This window comes from Nocardia sp. JW2 (genome assembly GCF_051843015.1).
GTDB classification, from domain to species: domain Bacteria; phylum Actinomycetota; class Actinomycetes; order Mycobacteriales; family Mycobacteriaceae; genus Nocardia; species Nocardia coubleae.
The window spans coordinates 103,910-124,100 of record NZ_JBPXLK010000007.1 but is presented as its reverse complement, the minus strand read 5'-3'; the positions used below and the strand labels follow the sequence as shown (position 1 = coordinate 124,100).

At 69.7% G+C, this 20,191-nt stretch carries 19 protein-coding genes; 9 read left to right on the top strand and 10 right to left on the bottom strand.

Annotated features, from left to right (window positions below):
- The first annotated feature begins 26 nt into the window (after window positions 1-26).
- Window positions 27-944, top strand: coding sequence for a cation diffusion facilitator family transporter (locus ACSVDM_RS12810; RefSeq protein ID WP_067491368.1), 918 nt, complete (start codon window positions 27-29; stop codon window positions 942-944).
- Between the two features lie 54 nt (window positions 945-998).
- Window positions 999-1,946: a cation diffusion facilitator family transporter gene (locus tag ACSVDM_RS12805; RefSeq protein WP_439264946.1), complete on the top strand. Its 948-nt coding sequence runs from the start codon at window positions 999-1,001 to the stop codon at window positions 1,944-1,946.
- Here the strand turns inward: ACSVDM_RS12805 and ACSVDM_RS12800 are convergent.
- On the bottom strand, window positions 1,937-3,406 hold the full coding sequence (locus ACSVDM_RS12800) for a phytoene desaturase family protein (protein WP_439264944.1): 1,470 nt from the start codon (window positions 3,404-3,406) through the stop codon (window positions 1,937-1,939). The two genes, ACSVDM_RS12805 and ACSVDM_RS12800, sit on opposite strands and share 10 nt — an antisense overlap.
- Window positions 3,407-3,603: 197 nt before the next feature.
- Between ACSVDM_RS12800 and ACSVDM_RS12795 the strand changes: the two genes are divergently transcribed.
- On the top strand, window positions 3,604-3,819 hold the full coding sequence (locus ACSVDM_RS12795) for a DUF4287 domain-containing protein (protein ID WP_067637572.1): 216 nt from the start codon (window positions 3,604-3,606) through the stop codon (window positions 3,817-3,819).
- A 50-nt stretch (window positions 3,820-3,869) separates the two neighbouring features.
- Here ACSVDM_RS12795 and ACSVDM_RS12790 read toward each other — a convergent pair whose 3' ends face one another.
- On the bottom strand, window positions 3,870-5,243 hold the full coding sequence (locus tag ACSVDM_RS12790) for a cation:dicarboxylate symporter family transporter (RefSeq protein WP_439264942.1): 1,374 nt from the start codon (window positions 5,241-5,243) through the stop codon (window positions 3,870-3,872).
- Between the two features lie 94 nt (window positions 5,244-5,337).
- Between ACSVDM_RS12790 and ACSVDM_RS12785 the strand changes: the two genes are divergently transcribed.
- Together ACSVDM_RS12785 and ACSVDM_RS12780 are read left to right on the top strand one after the other, a co-directional pair.
- Window positions 5,338-6,891, top strand: a complete 1,554-nt coding sequence (locus ACSVDM_RS12785) for an ATP-binding protein (RefSeq protein WP_067637483.1) — start codon at window positions 5,338-5,340, stop codon at window positions 6,889-6,891.
- Window positions 6,888-7,586, top strand: coding sequence for a response regulator (locus ACSVDM_RS12780; RefSeq protein WP_067491360.1), 699 nt, complete (start codon window positions 6,888-6,890; stop codon window positions 7,584-7,586). The genes ACSVDM_RS12785 and ACSVDM_RS12780 overlap by 4 nt, the downstream gene beginning before the upstream one ends.
- Window position 7,587: 1 nt before the next feature.
- Here ACSVDM_RS12780 and ACSVDM_RS12775 read toward each other — a convergent pair whose 3' ends face one another.
- The 3 genes from ACSVDM_RS12775 to ACSVDM_RS12765 form a co-directional block, all read right to left on the bottom strand.
- On the bottom strand, window positions 7,588-8,913 hold the full coding sequence (locus tag ACSVDM_RS12775; protein ID WP_439264940.1) for a cytochrome P450: 1,326 nt from the start codon (window positions 8,911-8,913) through the stop codon (window positions 7,588-7,590).
- Between the two features lie 115 nt (window positions 8,914-9,028).
- The gene (locus tag ACSVDM_RS12770; protein WP_439264938.1) at window positions 9,029-9,742 is read right to left on the bottom strand and encodes a TIGR03089 family protein; all 714 of its coding nucleotides are present in this window, start codon (window positions 9,740-9,742) and stop codon (window positions 9,029-9,031) included.
- A 3-nt stretch (window positions 9,743-9,745) separates the two neighbouring features.
- Window positions 9,746-11,161 carry an LCP family protein gene (locus ACSVDM_RS12765; protein WP_439265105.1) on the bottom strand — a complete coding sequence of 472 codons (1,416 nt, stop codon included), beginning with the start codon at window positions 11,159-11,161 and terminating at the stop codon, window positions 9,746-9,748.
- Between the two features lie 192 nt (window positions 11,162-11,353).
- Between ACSVDM_RS12765 and rfbD the strand changes: the two genes are divergently transcribed.
- From rfbD to ACSVDM_RS12750, 3 genes are read left to right on the top strand one after another with little or no spacing between them, the layout of a single operon-like run.
- A complete protein-coding gene (gene rfbD, locus ACSVDM_RS12760) occupies window positions 11,354-12,211 on the top strand; it encodes a dTDP-4-dehydrorhamnose reductase (protein ID WP_439264936.1) in 858 nt (285 codons plus the stop codon).
- Window positions 12,212-12,222: 11 nt separating this feature from the next.
- Window positions 12,223-13,119: a glycosyltransferase family 2 protein gene (locus ACSVDM_RS12755; protein WP_067491354.1), complete on the top strand. Its 897-nt coding sequence runs from the start codon at window positions 12,223-12,225 to the stop codon at window positions 13,117-13,119.
- A gap of 35 nt (window positions 13,120-13,154) precedes the next feature.
- Window positions 13,155-14,234 carry a sugar phosphate nucleotidyltransferase gene (locus ACSVDM_RS12750; RefSeq protein WP_067491352.1) on the top strand — a complete coding sequence of 360 codons (1,080 nt, stop codon included), beginning with the start codon at window positions 13,155-13,157 and terminating at the stop codon, window positions 14,232-14,234.
- A 6-nt stretch (window positions 14,235-14,240) separates the two neighbouring features.
- On the opposite strand, the gene ACSVDM_RS12745 is transcribed toward ACSVDM_RS12750, so the two are convergent.
- Complete coding sequence (locus ACSVDM_RS12745) at window positions 14,241-15,818, bottom strand: carboxylesterase/lipase family protein (RefSeq protein ID WP_439264933.1); 1,578 nt, start codon at window positions 15,816-15,818, stop codon at window positions 14,241-14,243.
- A gap of 334 nt (window positions 15,819-16,152) precedes the next feature.
- Here ACSVDM_RS12745 and ACSVDM_RS12740 point away from each other — a divergent pair, with 334 nt between their 5' ends.
- The gene (locus tag ACSVDM_RS12740) at window positions 16,153-16,368 is read left to right on the top strand and encodes an FmdB family zinc ribbon protein (RefSeq protein WP_067491348.1); all 216 of its coding nucleotides are present in this window, start codon (window positions 16,153-16,155) and stop codon (window positions 16,366-16,368) included.
- On the opposite strand, the gene ACSVDM_RS12735 is transcribed toward ACSVDM_RS12740, so the two are convergent.
- From ACSVDM_RS12735 to ACSVDM_RS12720, 4 genes are all read right to left on the bottom strand, one after another.
- On the bottom strand, window positions 16,369-16,644 hold the full coding sequence (locus ACSVDM_RS12735) for a SelT/SelW/SelH family protein (protein ID WP_067637493.1): 276 nt from the start codon (window positions 16,642-16,644) through the stop codon (window positions 16,369-16,371).
- An 18-nt stretch (window positions 16,645-16,662) separates the two neighbouring features.
- Complete coding sequence (locus ACSVDM_RS12730) at window positions 16,663-17,052, bottom strand: YchJ family protein (RefSeq protein WP_439264930.1); 390 nt, start codon at window positions 17,050-17,052, stop codon at window positions 16,663-16,665.
- 47 nt (window positions 17,053-17,099) lie between these two features.
- Entirely contained in the window at window positions 17,100-17,528 is a 429-nt protein-coding gene (locus ACSVDM_RS12725) for a hypothetical protein (RefSeq protein WP_439264929.1), read from the bottom strand.
- Between the two features lie 184 nt (window positions 17,529-17,712).
- The gene (locus tag ACSVDM_RS12720; RefSeq protein WP_439265104.1) at window positions 17,713-20,190 is read right to left on the bottom strand and encodes an AAA family ATPase; all 2,478 of its coding nucleotides are present in this window, start codon (window positions 20,188-20,190) and stop codon (window positions 17,713-17,715) included.
- Between the last annotated feature and the right edge of the window lies 1 nt (window position 20,191).

Sequence of the window (20,191 nt, the reverse complement as noted above, 5' to 3'; positions counted from 1 at the left end):
CGGCGAAGCGGGAGGACGGGGACAAGATGTCGGCTGGTGGCGGCAAGAAGGCGATCATCGCCGCATTGACGGCCAATGCGGGAATCGCGGTGGCCAAGTTCATCGGCGCGGCGATCACCGGATCGGCGTCGATGCTGGCCGAGGCGGTGCACTCGGTGGCCGACACCTCCAATCAGGGTCTGCTGCTGTTCGGCCAGCGTGCCGCGGCGAAGGACGCCGACGAACTGCACCAGTTCGGCTACGGGCGCAACCGGTACTTCTATTCGTTCGTCGTGGCGCTGGTGCTGTTCACCCTCGGCTCGGTATACGCGATCTACGAGGGCATCCACAAGATCCAGCACCCCGAGGAACTGAGTCAGCCGATCGTCGCGATCGTCATCCTCGGTATCGCGATCGGCCTCGAGACGTACAGTTTCATGACCGCGGTGCGCGAGTCGCGCCCCCTCAAGGGTGATGCCAGCTGGTGGCGGTTCATCCGCACCTCCCGCAGCCCGGAGCTGCCCGTGGTGCTGCTCGAGGACACCGGCGCCCTGATCGGTCTGATCCTGGCCTTCGGCGCGGTCGGACTCACCATGATCACCGACGATCCCGTCTACGACGGCATCGGCACCCTGTGCATCGGCGTGCTGCTCGGCATCATCGCGGTGGTGCTCATCATCGAGATGAAGAGCCTGCTCATCGGCGAGGGCGCCACCCCCGAACAGGATCGCGCCATCCGCGACAACCTGATCGACGGCGAGAAGATCACCTCCGTCATCCACCTCAAGTCCGAGTACATCGGTCCGGAGGAAATGCTCGTCGCCGCGAAGGTGGCCATCGCGCCCGGCCTCGGGATCTCCGATGTCGCCGATGCCATCGATGCCGCCGAGACACGCGTTCGCACCGCGGTCCCGTTCGCCCGCCTGATCTACCTCGAGCCCGACCTGTACCGACAGGCGAAGTAGACACGGCCCCGGGTCGGGGGCAGAGGCCCTGCGCGGCCGGTAGCGTGCCCCGGTATGGCCGCTGAAGGTGGAGACAGCAAGATCGCGATCCTGGCCGCGCTCGGCGCGAACGCCGGGATCATGGTCGCGAAGTTCATCGGTGCGTTCATCACGGGCTCGTCGTCCATGCTGGCCGAGGCCGTGCACTCGGTCGCCGACACCGGCAACGAGGCGCTGCTGCTGGTCGGCCGCAACCGGGCCGAGCAGGCGCCCGACGTGCTGCACCCCTTCGGTTACACGCGCAACCGGTACTTCTATTCGTTCGTCGTGGCGCTTGTGCTGTTCACGATGGGCTGCCTGTTCGCGCTGAACGAGGCGGTGCACAAGATCCGGTTCCCACACGAACTGGAGTCGCCCGGGGTCGCGATCGCGATTCTGCTGGTGTCGATGCTGCTCGAGGGCTTCAGTTTCCGCACCGCGCGCCGGGAATCGGAGCCGTTGAAGGGCAAGCACTCCTGGTGGCATTTCATCCGCAACAGCCGCAATCCCGAGCTGCCGGTGGTGCTGCTCGAAGACCTGGGCGCACTGGTCGGGTTGATGTTCGCGCTGGCCGGTGTGGGCCTGACGGTGCTCACCGGCAACGGGGTGTGGGACGGCATCGGCACGCTGCTCATCGGCCTGCTGCTCGGCTTCAACGCCATCGTGCTGATCGTGGAGACCAAGAGCCTGATCATCGGTGAGGGCGCCACCGCCGCCGAGGACCGGGCCATCCGCGACGCGCTGCTGGCCGATCCGCGCATCGTGCGGGTGCTTCGCCTGCAGACGCAGTACCTCGGTCCGGAGGACCTGCTGGTGAACGCCAAGATCGCCATGCAGCCCGAACTCGACATCAGCCGGGTGGGTGCCGCGATCGACGCGGCCGACGCCCGCATCCGCGAGGCGGCACCGAGCGTGCGCACGGTCTATCTCGAACCCGACGTGTTCCGGCCGGAGAAGGCCGGTGCCACCGGCAGTCACCGATAGGCGGGTTCCTCGCCGCGCAACAGGTCGAGTGGGTCGGTGACGATGCCGAACCGGGTGCGCAACATGTGGTGTGTCGCGTGTAGTCCGGACATACCGTGCACGCCGGGGCCGGGGGACGTCGACGACGAACACAGGTAGGTGCCGGGAATCGGAGTGGCGTACGGGTTCCAGCGGGCCAGGGGCCGGAACACGGTCTGGCGCAGGGTCATCGCGCCCGCCGAGATATCGCCACCGATGTAGTTGGCGTTGTGGGCGGGCATGAACGCGGCCGGGCGCACGTGCTTGGCGAGGATGAGGTCGCGGAAGCCGGGAGCGAAGCGTTCCACCTGGGCGATCACGTCCTCGCTGATATCGCGATCGGATCCGTTGGGGACGTGGGCGTAGGTGTAGAAGGTGTGCTTGCCCTCGGGTGCGCGGGTGCTGTCGACGACGCCGGGCTGAATGGCCAGTACATACGGGCGATCGGCGAATCGCCCCGCGGCGATCTGCTTTTCGGCCCGCATCGCCTCGGCTCGGGTGCCGATCAGGTGCAGGGTGCCTGCCAGGTCGGCGCCGGGTGCGGTCCACGGCACCGGGCCCGACAGGGCGAAGTCGACCTTGCACGCCGCCCCGCCGTAGCGGAAACGGCCGAGGCTGTTGCGGTAGCGCTCGGGAAGGCGGTCACCGGCGATGCGCAGCAGTTCGGCGGGTGAGGTGTCGAACAGGACGGCGCGGGCGGTGGCGAGTTCGGCGAAATCGTCGACGCGATGACCGGTGACCACCTCACCGCCGAGGCGTTCCAGCTCCGCGATCAGCGCGTCGGGGATGGCCTGGCTGCCGCCGCGCGGGATCACCCAGCCACCCGCGTGGGCGAGGGTGCCGAGCAGCAGTCCGGCGCCGACGGCGGGAATGGCGCGCGGCTGGGTGATGGCGTGGGTGGCCACACCGGTGAGCATGGCGGGGGCGGCGTCCTCGTGAAAACGGTTGTTCCACAGCGGTGATGCCTGTTCGAGCACCCGCAGCCCGAATCGCACACCCGTCGGGACGTTCAGCGGCGGGTGCCGCAGGTCCGACATCGCCAGCTCCACCACCGCGGGCCAGTGTTCGACCAGCGGGGCGAACAGCGAACGCCACGCCGGACCGTCGCGGCCGAGGTCGGCGACCGTGGATTCCAGATTGCGCCAGGCCAGTCCGGCGACGCCGCCGTCGAGCGGATGCGCGTAGGAGACGGTGGGGGCGAGTAGTTCCACACCGTGCGCGGCGAGGTCGAACGCACGGAAGAACGGTGAGGCCAAGGCCATGGGGTGCGCGCCCGCGCACACATCGTGATGGAAGCCCGGCAGGGTCAGCTCGGCGGTACGTGAACCACCACCCGGCTGCTCCTGTGCCTCGAGTACCCGCACCGAGAGTCCGGCACGCGCGGCGATCACCGCCGCGGCGAGCCCGTTCGGCCCCGAACCGACCACTACGACTTCGGCCATCGCCGTCCCTTCGCCGACCGACTTTCTCTCCAACCTACGCGGCGAATCCGCGCCGACGGGCGAGTGGCGCGTCACGTCCCGGTGCCGGACCGGGGCCCGTCGGTGTGTCCGGTCCCCGGGTTGTGATGCCGCGCACACGGCGATGATTTCGGAAGGTGCGCGCCGTCTTCACCGGTAACGAGCACGAGGAGAGATTCATGGCAAACGCACCGCACGGCCCCGCGTCCTACTTTCCTACCATCGAGACCAAATACGGTCGGCCAGTGGACGAATGGCTGACGATGCTCGCCGCCACCGACGGCTCCCACAGCGTGCTGGTGAACTGGCTGAAGTCCGAGCACGGCCTCGGGCACGGGCACGCGACCGCGCTGGTGCAGTTCCACCTCAACCCGGGGAAGTGGGCCCGCGCCTGAACACCGGAACAGTGAGCCGGCCCCGAGCGAGACGGGGCCGGTCCACTGTTCTACTGCACTGCGATAGTGGCAGGCTCGGTCACGGGCTTGGGCTCGGTCTCGGGCTTGGGCTCGGGGGCGCCGTGATCGTCGTCGACCATGGCCTCCTCGTCGAAGGGAAGCTCGCGGTCGAGAACGCGGCGGGTGCGGTCGGCGTCGACGGTCTTGGTCCAGGTGCCGATGAGCAGGGTGGCGACAGCGTTGCCCGAGAAGTTGGTCAGCGCACGGGCTTCGGACATGAACCGGTCGATGCCGACGATCAGGCCGACACCGTCGAGGAGTTCGGGGCGGTGGCTCTGCAGACCGCCCGCCAGCGTTGCCAGGCCCGCACCGGTGACGCCCGCCGCGCCCTTGGACGCGATGATCATGAACAGCAGCAGGCCGATCTGCTCGCCGATACTCAGCGGCTGACCGAGGGCGTCGGCGATGAAGATCGAGGCCATCGTCAGGTAGATGGCCGTGCCGTCGAGGTTGAACGAGTACCCGGTCGGCACGACGACACCGACCGTGGTCTTCTCGACACCGGCGTGCTCCATTTTGGCGATCAGCCGTGGCAGCGCCGACTCCGACGACGAGGTCGCCACGATCAGCAGGTACTCCCGGGCCAGGTACCGGCACAACTTCAGGATCGACACACCCGACACGATCCGCAGCACCGCGCCGAGCACACCGAAGACGAACACCAGGCAGGTCAGGTAGAACGCGATCATCAGCGTCGCCAGCTCCACGACCGCCGACCAGCCCGTGCGCCCGACGACATTGGCGATCGCACCGAAGGCACCGATCGGCGCCAGCCACAGGATCATCGACAGGATCCGGAACACGAGCTTCTGCCCGAGCGACACCGCTCGCAGGATCGGCTCGCCCGCCGCGCCCATCGCCTGCACCGCGAATCCGACGAGCAGGGCCACGAACAGCGCCTGCAGCACGCTGCCCGCCGTCAGCGAGGACACCAGCGTGGTCGGCACGATGTTCTGGATGAAGTCCCAGGTACCACCCGCACCGTGCGCCTGCTCGGCGTACTTGGCGCCCGCACCGGGCTTGGCCGCGCCGAGCCCGGAGCCGGGTTCGATCAGGTTGCCGACCACCAGACCGATACCGAGCGCGGCCGTCGACATGGCGAGGAAGTAGGCGATGGCCAGGCCGCCGACCTTGCCGACGGTGGCCGCTGCCCGCACCGAACCGATGCCGAGCACGATGGTGCAGAAGATGACCGGCGCGATCATCATCTTGATCAGATTCACGAACAGGGTGCCCAGCGGCGCCAGTGACTGACCGAACTCCGGTGCCAGCCTGCCGACGAGAATGCCCGCGAGCACCGCGATAATCACCGCGATGTACAGCCAGTGGGTATGGTCTCGTTTTCGCGCGGTGGTTGTGCTCATGGCAGCGAGCATGCACCGCTAGTGTGATCGCCGTCACGTTTGGTACATAACGTGCTTTAGGTACATAACGTTCAGTTCGAGGTCGGAGGGCAGGATGCGACGAGGACGACTGTCGCTTGCCGGACAGGCCTTCGTGTGGCAGCTGGTGGTGCTGGCGCTGATGATCGGCACGGGTACGGTGCTCGCCGTGCTCGACGCCAGACGCGACCACGATGTGGCCACGGAACTTCAGGTCAGGGATGTCGCCGTGTCGGTGGCGAGGGCGCCGTCGACGCTGGCGGCGGTGAGTTCGCCGTATCCGAGCGGGCTGCTGCAACCGACCACCGAGCGGATCCGGGCCGATACCGGAATGGACTTCATCGTGGTGATGGCGCCGGACCGCACCCGCTACACCCACACGAATCCGGAGATGATCGGCAAGCCGTTCTCCGGCAGCATCGACCGGGCGCTGGCCGGGCAGACGTTCACCGAGACGTTCACCGGCACGCTCGGCCCGTCGATCCGGGCGGTGACGCCGGTCTACGACCGCGGCCGGGTGGTCGCGCTGGTGTCGGCGGGGGTCACGAGGGCCAGGATCGGCACCCAGGTGGCCTCGCAGCTGCCGCTGATCCTCGGGGTGAGCGCGGCCGGACTCGCGCTGGCCGCCTTCTCCTCGTTCCTGCTCAGCAGGCGGCTGCGCAGGCAGACCCACGGCCTGGCGCCCGACGAGTTGCGCGCGCTCTACGAGCACCACGACGCGGTGCTGCATTCGGTCCACGAGGGTCTCGTGGTGTTCGGCACCGGCCAGGGGCCCGCGGAGGTGGTCAACGACCAGGCGCGCACCCTGCTCGATCTGCCGCAGGGCCCGGTGTATCGCGACGACCTGCCCGTCTCGTTGCGCCAGGAGCGCCCGGGCGTGGTGCGCGACGAAACGCATGTGACGACCGACCGCGTGCTGCTGGTGAACCAGGACGTGGTGACCTGGGAGGGCGAGCAGATCGGCACCGTGCTCACCATCCGCGACCAGACCGAGCTGCGCGCGGTGCTCGGCGAGCTCGACACGGTGCGCAATTTCGCCGAGTCGCTGCGCGCCCAGGCGCACGAGGCGGCCAACAAACTGCACACCGTGGTCACCATGGTCGAGCTCGGCAGGCCCGACGAGGCGGTGGCGTTCGCCACCGACGAGCTCGCGCTCTCGCAGGTGCTCATCGACCGGCTGCTGGCGGCCGTCGGTGACGCGGCGCTGGCGGCGCTGCTGCTCGGCAAGGTGGACCAGGCCGCCGAGCGCGGGGTGAGTCTCGCCATCAGCGAGGACACCGCGCTCGATTCCACCGACCCGCTCTCGGCGCAGGAAACCGTGACGCTGGTCGGCAACCTGGTCGACAACGCCATCGACGCCGCCGCGGGCACCATCGACAAGCGGGTCGAGGTGTCGGTGAGTCACCGCGACGGGCACCTGTGTGTGCGCGTCTCCGACAGCGGCCCCGGCATGTCGGCGCAGATGTTCGAGCGCGCCGCCGAACGCGGCTACACGACCAAATCCGATCATGCCGGCCTCGGCCTGGCACTCGTGCACCGTCTCGTCGATCGACACGGCGGTGCCATCACCACAACGGCCGCACCACACAGCGCGGTCACCGTCCGAATTCCGTTGAGGGAGAACCCATGATCCGCGTCCTGATCGTCGAGGACGAACCGTTGATCGCCCAGGCACACCGGGCCTATCTCGAACGGCTCGACGGGTTCGTCACCGGCGGCGTCGCCCATACCGGTCACGACGCGCTCAATCTCGCCGCGTCGGCGATCGCCGACGGCAATCCGTTCCACCTGGTGCTGATGGATATCGGGCTGCCCGACATCAACGGTCTCGAGGTGGCCGCCGCGCTCAACGGACTCTCCCCGCGTCCCGACGTCATCGCGATCACCTCGGCGCGCGAGCTGACCATGGTCCGCAGCGCCGTCGCACACGGGGTGGTGCTGTATCTGCTCAAGCCGTTCACCTTCGCCGCCTTTCGCGAGAAGCTGGAACGCTACCGGGATTTCGACACCGCCCTGCCCGCGGGCGAAGCGGCGCTGTCGCAGTACGACATCGACCGCGCCCTCGGCGCGTTGCGCACCGCCGACCAGCGCGCCGGCGCCCCGAAGGGCGTTGTGCAGCACACCCTCGAGGAGGTGTCGCGGGCGGTGCGCGCGGCCGAGGCGGGCATCACCGCCACCGATGCCGCCGCTGCCGTCGGCGTTTCCCGGATCACCGCGTGGCGGTATCTCGAGAAGCTCGCCGACGACGGCCTCGCCGAACGCCGGGCCGACTACGGCCGGGCGGGGCGCCCGAAAACCCGCTACCGCTGGCGGGTTTCGACCTAGCTCACCCCTGGGTGGTGGCGCCCGCCAGATTGTCGGGCGCCCCGGTGCGCGCCACCGGACCGAGGTCGACCGGCATGTGCTCGAACCCGTGCAGGGTGAACAGATTGCGGCGGACCGGTTCTTCGCGTAAGCGCAGATCCGGGTAGCGGGCGTAGAGCGCGCGCAGGGCATGCACCGCTTCCATCCTGGCCAGGCTCGCGCCGAGGCAGGCGTGGATGCCGCTGCTGAAGGCCACGTGCTCCTTGGCATTCGGGCGGTCGATGTCGAAGCGGTCCGGATCGGCGAAGACCGAGGGGTCGCGGTTGGCACCGGCCAGCGACAGGATGACGGTGGCGCCCGCCTTCACCGTCATCCCGTCGACCTCGACGTCCTCGAGCGCCACCCGGGCGGTGGTCTGCACGGGTGGGTCGAACCGCAGCGTCTCCTCCACCACGTCGGGCCAGCGATCGGGGTCGTTCTGGGCGATGGCGAGCTGGTCGGGGTTGGCCGACAGCGCGGCCACCGCGTTCCCGATGAGGTTGACCGTGGTCTCGAAGCCCGCGCCCATCAGCAGTCCCGCGCCCGCCTGCAGTTCGCGCATCGTGAGGTCGCCGGAGGTGACCAGGCTGGAGAGGATGTCGTCGCCCGGTTCCTCGCGCAGCTTCTCGATGTGCTCGGCCAGATAGTCGGCCAGGGTGTCGGTGGCGGCCATCGCCTCCCGGTAGGAGCGCCACGAGGTGCCGATGTCGAGCAGCGGGGTGACGCGGTCGCCCCAGCGCAGGAACAGCTCGCGGTCGGCGGCGGGGAACCCGAGCATCTCGGCGATGATCGCGATCGGCACCTGGGCCGCGAAATCGGTGACGAGGTCGGTCGAGCCGTGCGCGGGCATCGCGTCGAGCAGTTCGGTGGTGACGGTTTCGACCCGGTCGCGCAGCCTGCCGATGGCACGCGGGGTGAAGGCCGACGCCACCGGCTTGCGCATCCTGGTGTGCTCGGGCGGATTGAGCACGAGCATCGACGGCGGCTCGACCGGGCTCGGCGGCGGAACCACTCGTTCGGCCAACTTGCGCAACGGCGGTGGCACCTCGGGGCCCAATGCCGGGAAGACACCGAATCTGTTGTCGCGCAGGATGCTTCGCACCTGCGCGTGCTCGAAGCACGCGTACGCCAACGGCGTGCGTCGCAGACCGGGGCCGCGCAGTTCCTCGATGAGCGGGTAGGGATCGCGCAGCCCCCGCTCGCCGGCGAGCAGGGTGGCGAAGGTGTCGCCGCGCCGCGCACGCCAGCGCAGGAAGGCACGGGGAATCCCGTGCTGCGCCGACCAGCGGATCCAGTACCCGACGTTCATAGCCGCCCCTTTGCGCCGTACTGCCGAAGATGTCTTCCACAGTACGGACGGGGTGTGACAGAAACCACGTTCCTCGGGCGGAGGCCGACCTATACCCAGGTAGGAGACGAGCGGCTCAGCGCCGCACGGTCACCCGCTCGGTCTCGGCGCGGTGCTCGGTGGCGGTCGCGTCGGGATTGACCACCTGCACCAGCGACGCACCGGCGCCGAGAACGGCGAGGTACCCGTCGATCAGCTCGGCCGCGGTGTCCCACGATGCGCTCGACAGCACCCGGTCACCGGCGGAAATACCCTGCAGCGCCGCCGATTTCTTCGCCGCGTCGAGGACCTCCCCCACCGACATACCGTCGAGGGCGGCCCGGAAACCACCGGGCAGGAACTGGTCGCCGTGCACGCGCACCGCGGTGGCGAAATCGGTGACACCGACCGGCAGGTCGCGCACGGGTGTGCCCATGGCGTCCAGCGACAGCACCGCGACCTCGTCGACGCCGTCGGCGTCGTCGAGCCGGTCGGGCGTCACCAGGGCGAGGTCGGCGTCCGGATCGGGGCTGAGCACCACTTCGGTTCCGGCCCACCAGCAGCCGAGCAGCACCGCGGCCGTCTGCCAGTGCGCGGGCAGCAGCACCGCGACCCGCGCGCCGGGGGTGAGCGCGAACTCGTCGCGGATCAGGTTGGCGGTCTTGGCCGCCCAGTTGGCCAACGTCAGCCCGGACAGTTCGATGCGGGCGCCGGTGGCGTCGTCGTACCAGGTGACGCGCGGTCCGGCGGGATCGCGTTCGAGGATCGGGTCGAGGAGGGCGTCGGTCAGTGTCGAATTGGGCTCACGCATTGGTCAATTCACGCATTTCGGTCCGTTCTGGCCTGCGTCGATCGGCGGGGCGGGCGGTACTGGCGTGGCGGTCGCCGAGGATGTTCCGTCGAAATCGAACATGCCTGCCGCGGCCGAGCCGGGACCAGAGTAGTCGCTCGCCAGCACCACGCTCACCGAATCCGCCGACAGCGACGGATCCGCGACCACGGTCAGGCCGCCGAGTTCCTCGGCCACCGCGACGGCCTTGGGATCGGCGCTGTCGGCGGCGAGCACCCGGCTCGAGCTCACACTCCCCCCGGAATAGTTCCCGACCAGACCCTCGCGGAAACCCTTACCCGTCAACGCGGCGGCGACCTTGGCCGCGAGACCCGTCGCACCACCGGCGTTGAACACGCTCACCGTCACCGTCGACGGGTCGACCTTCTGCTTCTCCTCGGCCGGCTTCTCCTCGCCGACCAGCGCGCCCACATAGTCCTGCACGGCCTTCGGTTCCACCCGCACCACGGATTCGCCCTCGGCCGTCATGCTGTTGAGGTCGGCGACAGGAATGGTGTCGAACTCGACCTGGCCACCGGACAGGTCCTTGAGCTGCTGCAGGAAGGCAAGCACGTCCCAGTCGTCGTCGAGGACGACCGTGCGCCCGACGGCTTCGCTGATCTCGCTGAGCTTGCCGGGATCGGCCAGCGTCCTGGCATTGAGCAGCTGACCCACCAGCTGGGCCATGAAGACCTGCTGACGCACGATCCGGTCGATGTCGCCACGCGGCAGATCGTGGCGCTGCCGCACGAAACTCAATGCCTGCGCACCGTCGAGACGCTGATTGCCCGCCGGGAACTGCGCGCCGGACATGTATTCGTCGACAGCATTGTTCAGGCACACCTCCACCCCGCCGACGGCATCGGTGAGCAGCACGAACCCGAGCAGGCTCACCTCGGCGTAGTGGTCGACGGTGACACCGGTGAGATTGGCCACCGACTTGATCAGCGCCTGTCTGCCCGCCTTGGTCGAGTCGCGTTCGGCGTCGGCCTCGGCGTCGCCGTCGGCGAGCATCTTGGCGCGTTCGGTCTCTTTCGTCGCGCCGTAGGCGGAGTTGATCTTGGCCTTGCCCTGACCTGGGATATCGACGTAGGAGTCGCGGGGGATGGAGATGGCGGTGGCGGAGCGGCCGTCGTTGGGGACGCGGACCAGCACGATGGTGTCGGTGTTGGTGCCCACTTCGTCGCCGGCGTGCAGCATGGCGCGTTCGGCGCTGGTGAGCGGGTTGCCGTGGGCATCGGTGCGGCTGTCGACACCCACGAGCAGGATGTCGACGGCGCCGTCGCGGCCGCCGCCGAGACCGAGGCCACCGATGCGTTCGATATTGGCGATCAGATTGTCGACGCTGCGCCAGGCGAACCCGGTGATCGCGAGCACCAGGACCGCCGCGATCGCCACCATCACCTTCGCCGGTCCCGCAGGCGTGGTGGCCGACGGTGATCCTGTCGACTCTCGCACTCGTGCTTCCTCTCGACCTCGCGGCGCCCCGCCCTGCACGCCTCCCCGCAAACCCCACTGTCGTGAACACAGGCTAACCAACAGTTACCACAGTCGGGCCGACCCGCAGGTGTTGCGGCGTGCCAGACTGGCCGCGTGAATGCCGATTTCCCCCCTCGAGCTTCCCTGATCGTAACCGGCGCCGGTGGGCTGCTGGGGCGGGAAATCCTGCGTCTGGCCCCGCACGCGCGCGGCCTCGGCCGGTCGCAGGTCGACATCACCGACCGCGCGGCGGTGGAGGCGATACTCACACCCGGCGCGGTGGTGCTCAACTGCGCGGCCTACACCGCCGTCGACGCCGCCGAAACCGACCGCGACGCCGCGTTCGCCGCCAATGCCACCGGTCCGGCCGTACTCGCCGCCGCCTGTACCGCCACCGGCGCACGGCTGATCCACGTGTCGACCGACTATGTGTTCCCCGGCACCGCGAGCACACCCTACGAACCGGACGACCCCACCGGACCGGCGACGGTCTACGGCCAGTCGAAACTGGCGGGTGAGCGGGCCGTGCTAGACGGCTGCCCCGACGCGCAGGTCGTGCGAACGGCCTGGGTGTACGCCGGTGTCGAGGGGGATTTCGTCGCGACCATGCGCAGGCTAGAGCGCGAACGCGACACCGTCACCGTGGTGAACGACCAGCTCGGGTCGCCGACCAGCGCGATCGACTTGGCCGCCGCCCTGCTCGAGCTCGCCGACCGCCCCGACGCACCCCGGGTGCTGCACGCGACCAACTCCGGCACCGCCACCTGGTTCGACCTGGCCGTCGCCGTTTTCACCGAGCTCGGCGCCGACCCGGCCCGGGTGCTGCCGTGCGATTCGAGCGCGTTCCCCAGACCCGCGCCGCGCCCGCCCTATTCGGTGCTCTCACCCCGCGTTTGGAACGACGCGGGCCTGACCCCGATGCGGCCCTGGCGTTCCGCACTCACCGACACACTTCGCCGGTTGTCCGACTAGGCTGCGCACTCGTGAACGCAGCCGAATCCCCCGCCCCCGCCGGTCTGGCCGTCGTCACGGTGACCTATTCACCGGGCGAGCATCTCGAGCACTTCATCACCACCCTCGCCGACGCGACCAGCGAGAAGCCGCAGGTGATCCTGGCCGACAACGGGTCGACCGACGGCGTGCCCGAGCTGGTGGCCGAGGCCAACGCCCACGTGCGGCTGCTGCGTACCGGCGGCAATATCGGCTACGGCGGCGCCATCAACCGGGCCGTCGCCGAGATCGATCCGTCGATCGAATTCGTGATCCTGGCCAACCCGGACATCCGCTGGGGTGTCGACTCCATCGACAAGCTGCTCGAGGCCGCGCAGCGCTGGCCGCGCGCGGGCGCCTTCGGGCCGATGGTGCGCGAACCCGACGGCAGCGTCTACCCCTCGGCACGGCGGGTGCCGGGCCTGGCGGACGGCGCCGGGCACGCGATCCTCGGCGCGATCTGGCCGAAGAACCCCTGGTCGGTGCGCTACCGGCAGGAGAACGAGGAGCTGTCGGAGCGGGTGGTCGGCTGGCTGTCGGGCTCGTGCCTGCTGGTGCGTCGCGCCGCGTTCGACACCATCGACGGCTTCGACTCGCGCTACTTCATGTACATGGAGGACGTCGACTTCGGTGACCGCATGGGCAAGGCGGGCTGGCACAATGTGTTCGTCCCGGACGCCGAGGTGACCCACGCCAAGGGTCACGCCGCGGGCAAGCACCCGGAACTGATGCTGCCCGCCCACCACGCCAGCGCCTACCGCTTCCAGGCCGACCGGCATCCGCACTGGTGGCAGGCGCCGCTGCGGCTCGCGTTGCGGGCCGGACTTGCGGTTCGCTCCCGGATTGCGGTTCGATCGGCGCTGCGTGAGAAAGCGCGAACCGGCGCCTGAGTAGGGGCCGGTCCACTGTGAACAGGGGAAACTCGATGGCAGGCAATGCAGGCACCGACGCGGTCATCCTCGTCGGCGGACAGGGCACGCGGCTGCGTCCGCTCACCCTCTCGGCGCCCAAGCCGATGCTGCCGACGGCCGGGCTGCCGTTCCTGACCCACCTGCTGGCCCGCATCGCCGAGGCCGGGATCACCCACGTCGTTCTCGGCACCTCCTTCAAGGCGGAGGTGTTCGAGGAGCACTTCGGTGACGGTTCGGAGCTGGGACTCGACCTGGAGTACGTCACCGAGACCGAACCGCTCGGCACCGGCGGCGGCATTCGCAACGTGCTCCCCAAGCTGCGTGCCGACAATGTGATGGTCTTCAACGGCGACGTGCTCGGCGGCACCGACCTCGGCGCGATCCTCGACACCCACGAGTCGACCAACGCCGATGTGACCCTGCACCTGGTCCGGGTGAGCGATCCACGCGCCTTCGGCTGTGTGCCGACCGACGAGGAAGGCCGGGTCACGGCGTTCCTCGAGAAGACCCAGGATCCGCCGACCGACCAGATCAACGCCGGTTGCTACGTGTTCCGCCGTGAGTACATCGAGAAGATCCCGACCGGTCGCCCGGTGTCGGTGGAGCGCGAGGTGTTCCCCGCGCTACTGGCCGAGGGTGCCCGCGTGCAGGGTCACGTCGATGCCTCCTACTGGCGCGATATGGGCACCCCGGAGGACTTCGTTCGCGGTTCGGCCGACCTGGTTCGCGGCATCGCTCCCTCCCCAGCCCTGCCCGGTCAGCGCGGTGAGTCGCTGGTGCACCCGAGTGCGGGGGTGGCGCCGGGCGCACTGCTCATCGGCGGCACCGTGGTCGGGCGTGGCGCCGAGATCGGCGCGGGTGCGCGACTCGACGGCGCGGTGATCTTCGACGGCGCGGTCGTCGAGGCGGGTGCGACCGTGGAGCGGTCGATCGTCGGTTTCGGCGCCCGGATCGGTCCGCGCGCGCTGGTGCGCGACGGCGTGATCGGTGACGGCGCCCAGGTCGGTGCCCGCTGCGAACTGCTGCGCGGGGCGAGGGTGTGGCCGGGCGTGGAGATCCCCGACGGCGGCATCCGCTTCTCCACCGACGTGTGACACTGCTCAGCTGAAGCCGACGGCGTGGTCGCCCCAGGCGGTGTGCAGTTCGGCGTCGGGATTGTCGACGACCCGGTCGATGGTGTCGATGAGCAAAGTGGTCCGGTCGGTGGGCAGATAGCGCGGCCAGTGCTTGGAACCGTCCAGTGCCGCCGGCACGCCGTGTTCGGCGAAGGCCAGCCAGCGGCGCTGCATCCGGCCCGAGACCGCGAGCGAGGCCTTGCGCCCGCCGAGCCAGAAGGTCGGGTCGTGGTTGAGCGTGCCGAAATTGCCGAATACATAGGGCAATTCGGTGGCATGGCCGGCACCGACCCGGGCCGCCTTCAACATCGGTGTCGCGTAGTCGAATCGGTACTTCCAGGTCGGTGAGTGCTGGGCGTGCCCTTCGGCGACCCACGCGGCGGGCATACGGAACGCGGCATCGGTCGACATGGCGAGCGCGCCACGGATCTTGGTGAGATCCGGGTAGGCGGAGGTGATCTCGGCGATCCGTTCCGGCGACATCTCCGGGTGCGAGGCGGCGACGTCCTGCAGCATGGCGTTCACGGCGTCGGGCGTCACCGGCATGATCGGGGATTTGAGCACCCGGAACAGGGAGGCCTCGTCCTTGTTGCTGCCGATCAGCAACGGCACCCGATGGGAAAGGCCCTGCTGGAAACGGTCGATCGGATAGGCGGGCAACAGGTCCCCGTCGACCACCGGGGCGGCGGCCAGCCTGCCCGGTTCCTTGGTCGGCACCTCGTCGAGCAGTACCGCGCCGACCTCCACGAGCTGCTCGATCGGCAGCTCGAGCAACCGATCCGTCTCGCCCGCACCGAGTTCCAGCAGTTCCAGGTACCGCTGGGCGACGACGGCGGCGCGTTCCTGCCCGAAAACCGTGGTGGCGGGCGGGCTCTGGGCGATCGCCTTGTGGAACAACCCGTCGGCGGCCGGTGCGGTGAGCAGCGCGGTGACGCAGCCCGCGCCGGAGGATTCGCCGAAGACCGTCACATTGCCGGGGTCACCGCCGAACGCGGCGATATTGTCGCGGACCCAGGCGAGGGTGGCCAGCTGATCGTGCAGGCCGAGGTTCGGAGTGAACTGGTCGCCGAAGGACGACAGGTCGAGGAAACCGAGGACTCCGAGCCGGTAGTTCACGGTCACGACCACCACGTCGCCCGCTTCGGCCAGTCTGCGCCCGTTGTAGATGGTCTGCGCGGCGGTGCCGAGGCAGTAGGCGCCGCCGTGCAGCCACACCATCACGGGGCGCGGTTCGTCGTCGCTCGGCTGTGGCCGGGGCGACCACACGTTCACCCACAGACAGTCCTCGCCCATCCGCAGATCCGAGTCGACGGGCACCATCGCGCCCATCGCCTGCGGTGCGATCTCACCGAAGACCGCGCAGTCGCGCACGCCCTCCCAGGGCTTCGGCGGCTCGGGCAGGCGGAATCGAGCCGGGCCGGCGGGTGCCTTCGCGTAGGGCACGCTGCGCCACACGGCGACCGGCCCCTCCCAGATTCCGCTGACCGTGCCGTACTCGGTGTGCGCCAGTGGTTCGGCTTCGTGGGTCCACGTGCCTTGGTCGAGATCGGGCTGAATGCTCATCGCACACCTCCTAGCCGGCGCGATCCACGAGTGCCTGTGCATTTGCTCCCGCGGGCCGCAGCACCTGGTGACTCCTTACGAGAGTACGTCGGCAGGCCACTGGCACGCCGCCAACGCACCATTTCCGCAGGTAACGGTTACTCGCCGGTACAGCTTCGGCCTCCTCACGATGTCGTCGGCGGGCGATCTGGGCTGCCGGAGCCGCGTTCGGGCAGCAGGCCTTCGATCGACGTCAGCGCGGTGCGCGGCGAACCGCACCGCACCGGAATTCGATAGCCGAGAGTGTGCTGGCCGACCAGGTGTCGGTGCGGCCGTGGCGACTTACACTTGCCGCATGCCGAACTACAGCTTCCGGTGCCGCTCCTGCGGCGACACGTTCGAGGTGAACCGGCCGATGGCGCAGTCCTCGGATCCGGCGTCCTGCCCGGCGGGCCACGACGACACCGTCAAACTGCTGACGACCTTCGCCACCGTGGGTCGCGGCGCCGCGCCGATGCCTGCGGCACAGCCCGCGGGTGGCGGATGCTGTGGTGGGGGCGGCTGCTGCTGATCAGTCGCGCCGGTCGACGTGCCCGAGGTCGCGCCCGGGTGCGATCCGGTCGCGAACCCGCTGCTTGAGCACCGCGATCTCGGGAAAGCCACCGTCGGCCTTGCGTTCCCACAGCTGATCGCCGTCGAGGGTGATCCGGAAGACGCCGCCCTCCCCCGGCACGAGCGCCACCTCGGCGAGGTCGGTGCCGAAGGTGCTCAGCAGTTCCTGTGCCATCCAGCTCGCGCGCAGCAGCCAGCGGCATTGGGTGCAGTATTCGATCGCGATGCGGGCCACCGGTGCAGTATCCCCGGTTCAGGCGGCGAACACACCGTCGAGGTACACCCAGGCGCCGTCGAGGCGGACGAAGGTGCTCACCTCGTGCATGCTGTCGCGCGTGCCGTCGAACCGGTAGTGGGCGATGAACTCGACGGTGCCGTTGTCGTCGAACGGTCCGCCGCGTTCGGTGCGCACGATCTCGAGGAACAACCAGCGCTGGTCGGGATCGAGTTCGAGGTCCTGCGGGCGGGTGTCCGGGTGCCAGGAGCGCAGCAGGTAGTCGGTGTCGCCGACGACGTAGGCGGTGTAGCGCGAGCGCATGAGGGTTTCGGCGGTCGCCGCCGCGCGCGCACCGGCCAGGATCGGGCCGCAGCAGGCATCGAACGGTTCGCCGCGCCGGCACGGACATGGTTTCGCTTCACCCATGGGGTCATCCTGCCGGGTGCGTGCGGGCGGCCGATCGCCGACCGTGCTCAGCCGAAGGTCTGGTGCGTCAACGGGACAAGTTCCAGGGCCCGCCACAGTTCGGTCGTCTGGTCGCGCCAGCGGCGCAGGTCGGTGACGCTCGGCGCCATCTCGTAGTCGAGGTGGTGGGCCGCGCGCGAGAGCGCCGCCCAGAGCGCACCCACCTGACCCGCGGTTTCGGGACCGGCATAGACCCGAAGGGCGAGCAGTTGGGCGCGCATGGGGCAGCGCATGAGTTCCGGGGCCATCTGGGCCCACAGTTCGTCCACGGCTTGCTCCAAGGCCAACCGCAGGATCCAGGCGACGGCCCGCGACCACACTCCCCCGGCGTCCGAGACCGACCCGTTCAGCAGGTCGTCGGCGGCCGCCAACCGTTCGGCGACGGAAGGGCGCGGGGTGAACTCGGCCCGCCGCGGTCTGCCACGACGGTTCACCACGGCCCGACCCACCTTGCCGCACAACGTCTCCCGGCCGGCCTTGCCGCCCGACTCTCGGCCACCCGGTGCCCGGGGGCGACGCCGCGACCGAGCTGGGGTCGTCCCCGGCGGCGCGCACGATTCAGGTGCATCGCTACACCGACGAGGTGGTCGACTGCGCGGCCGGACCGGACCGGATGCCCGTTCACGACCGCACCATCGCCGGTTCGTGGGCACGCAGCCAGGCGATGAATCGTTCGGTATCGCTGATCAATTCGCGCATCGGACGGTCGATCGGCACGTGGGCGCCCGCGGTCGCGTCACGCAACACCCCGACGAGCCAGCGGCCACCGACGGCGCTGAGGTGCTTGTTCAGGTCGTCCACGCGGGCACGGGGACCCATGATGGCCAAGGTGATCATGGCGCGCGTGGTGTGCGCGTTGCGAACCCGGCGCTCCACTTCGCCGTGCGCGAGCCCGGCGGCGAGCAGCTCGTGGCGTGCTTTCGCCAGCCCGGCGGCCTCGATGGCCGAACGGCAGCAGGTGGCGACGAGTTCGTCGGCGATCGCGGGCGGTAGTTGCGGTGTGCGCAGCAGGGATCGGGCGTCGTCGAGGTAGCGGCGCACCGGGTCGCCGGTCACCCGGACCTCGACGACGGAGCGTTCGCGGCGCTGCACTTCGAGCACGGTGGCGTCGAGCTGCATGCGGCGCACGGCTTCGGCTAGGCGCTCGTCATGGGTGAAGACGACGACCTGCCTGGTGAGGGCGACCTCGGCGAGTACCCGGGCCAGTCCGTCGACCTTGGCCGGGTCCATCGCCTGCACCGGGTCGTCGATCATCACGAACCGGAAAGGACTGTGCGCCACCGTGGCTCGCGGCAGGAACAGCGACAGCCCGAGCGCGTGCAGCTCGCCCTGGCTCATCACGCCGAGCGCGGCGCCGTCCACCTCGTCGACGGTGACATCGAGAAGCACCCGCCGCGCCGTACCCGCGCTGCCCTGCAACCGGATCGCCCCGAGCTCCACATTGCTCTGCTGACGCAGGGTGCTCCACACCCACCGCGCCGTCGCCTCCAGCGGCCGCATCCGTTCGCCACGGATGGTCGTCGTCGCCGACTTGAGCCAGTCCGCGGCTTTGCGCACGATCCGCAACTCGCCCGCATCGGCCGCGACGGCCCTGGCCGGTTCGAGCCAGGCCAGGATACGCGGGACCAGCGGCGACCACACCGCATCCAGGCGTTCGAGTTCGATGCGTGCATCGCGTCGCAGGGCAGCGAGTTCGGTGGCGAGGTCCTGGTAGGTCGTGCGGAGGCGGTGGGCCGACTGCTCGTCGTAGTCGGCGGTCGCGAGCGCGGCCCACTCGTCCCAGCATCGCCGGACCGCGTCGCGGCGCTTGCCGAGTACTTCCGATCGGATCGGCGCTTCGGGCGGCGGCGTGCCGGGTTTCACGGCCCGGTCCGTGAGCTGGATCGCCGGAGCCAATTCCTCGGGCACCGGCGTCGGAAGGGCGCGAGCTGCCGCGAGAGCCGACTCGAATTCCGTTCGGGCGGAGCGTAGAGCGTCGAGATCGGCACTACGCCTGGCTATCTCGGCGTCGGCGGCGATCAGCCAGTCGTCGTCCAGGTCGCCGCGGCCGCAGACCGGGCAGGGGCAGGCGCCCGCGGTGGCGGCGTGTTCGCGTGCGCGGGTGAGCAGTTCGAGGACGCGGAGGTCGGATTCGGCGTCGATCGTCGCGTGGGCGGACAGGTCGGCGGCGGCGCGGGTGAGCCGGTCGGCGACGGCGGTCACCTCCACCGGATCGGGCAGCGACAGGCGCAGGACGGCGCGCAGGCCCTCGGGTCCTTCGGCGCCGAGGACCGAGCCCGCCACCTCTGCCGCGATGGCGTCGAGGTCGGGGTCCGGGTCGCGGAGCAGGTCGGCGACGCGATCGGCGCGATCGTCGGCGACCTGGGCGAGTTCGTCGAGCAGGTCGGCGCGGTCCTGCCGCGAATTCTTCACGGCGCGTTCGAGTTCCAGCTTGCGCAGCCGGATGCTCTCGGCCGCCGCGGCGAGTTGGTCGAGGCCGAGGAGGCGGTGCAGCGCGTCGAACAGGTCGCTCGGTTTGCCGTCGACGAGGGCGCCGAGCTCGCTGTAGGACAGGAACGGGCGATACAGGTCGAGGCGTTGGCGCCTGCTCGCCGGGTCGACGAAGGCGGGCGGCGAATCACCGCGCCGTTCGGTCCACTGCGCCTCGGGTAGCTCGGCGCCGGGCGCCCAGTGCGTCGCGACGGTGACCGCACCGCCACCGGTGAGCAGCTCGACCTCGATCCGGGCGAGATCGGGTTCGTGCAGGTTGCGCCAGCCTTCGCGCCAGGCGCTGGTGCGCCCGTCCCAGCGGCGATTGCCACCGGTCAACGCGAATTCGGCGGCCTCGGCGAAGCTGGATTTCCCGCTGCCGTTGCGGCCGACCACCAGGGTGAGACCGGGTCCGGGATTCAGCCGGAGGGTGGCGGTGGGGCCGATGCCGCGGAAGCCGTGCACGGTGACGGCGCGAAGGAAGACTCCCGTGTCACCGGCATCGGCGGTGTCGGCGGCATCGTCGACCTCGGTGAGCGCCGCGAGCACGCAATCGGCGACCCGGTCCTCCACAGCCGGGTCGGCGGCGAGCTCGCGCGCGACCACCTCGGTGATGCGGTCCGAGCACACT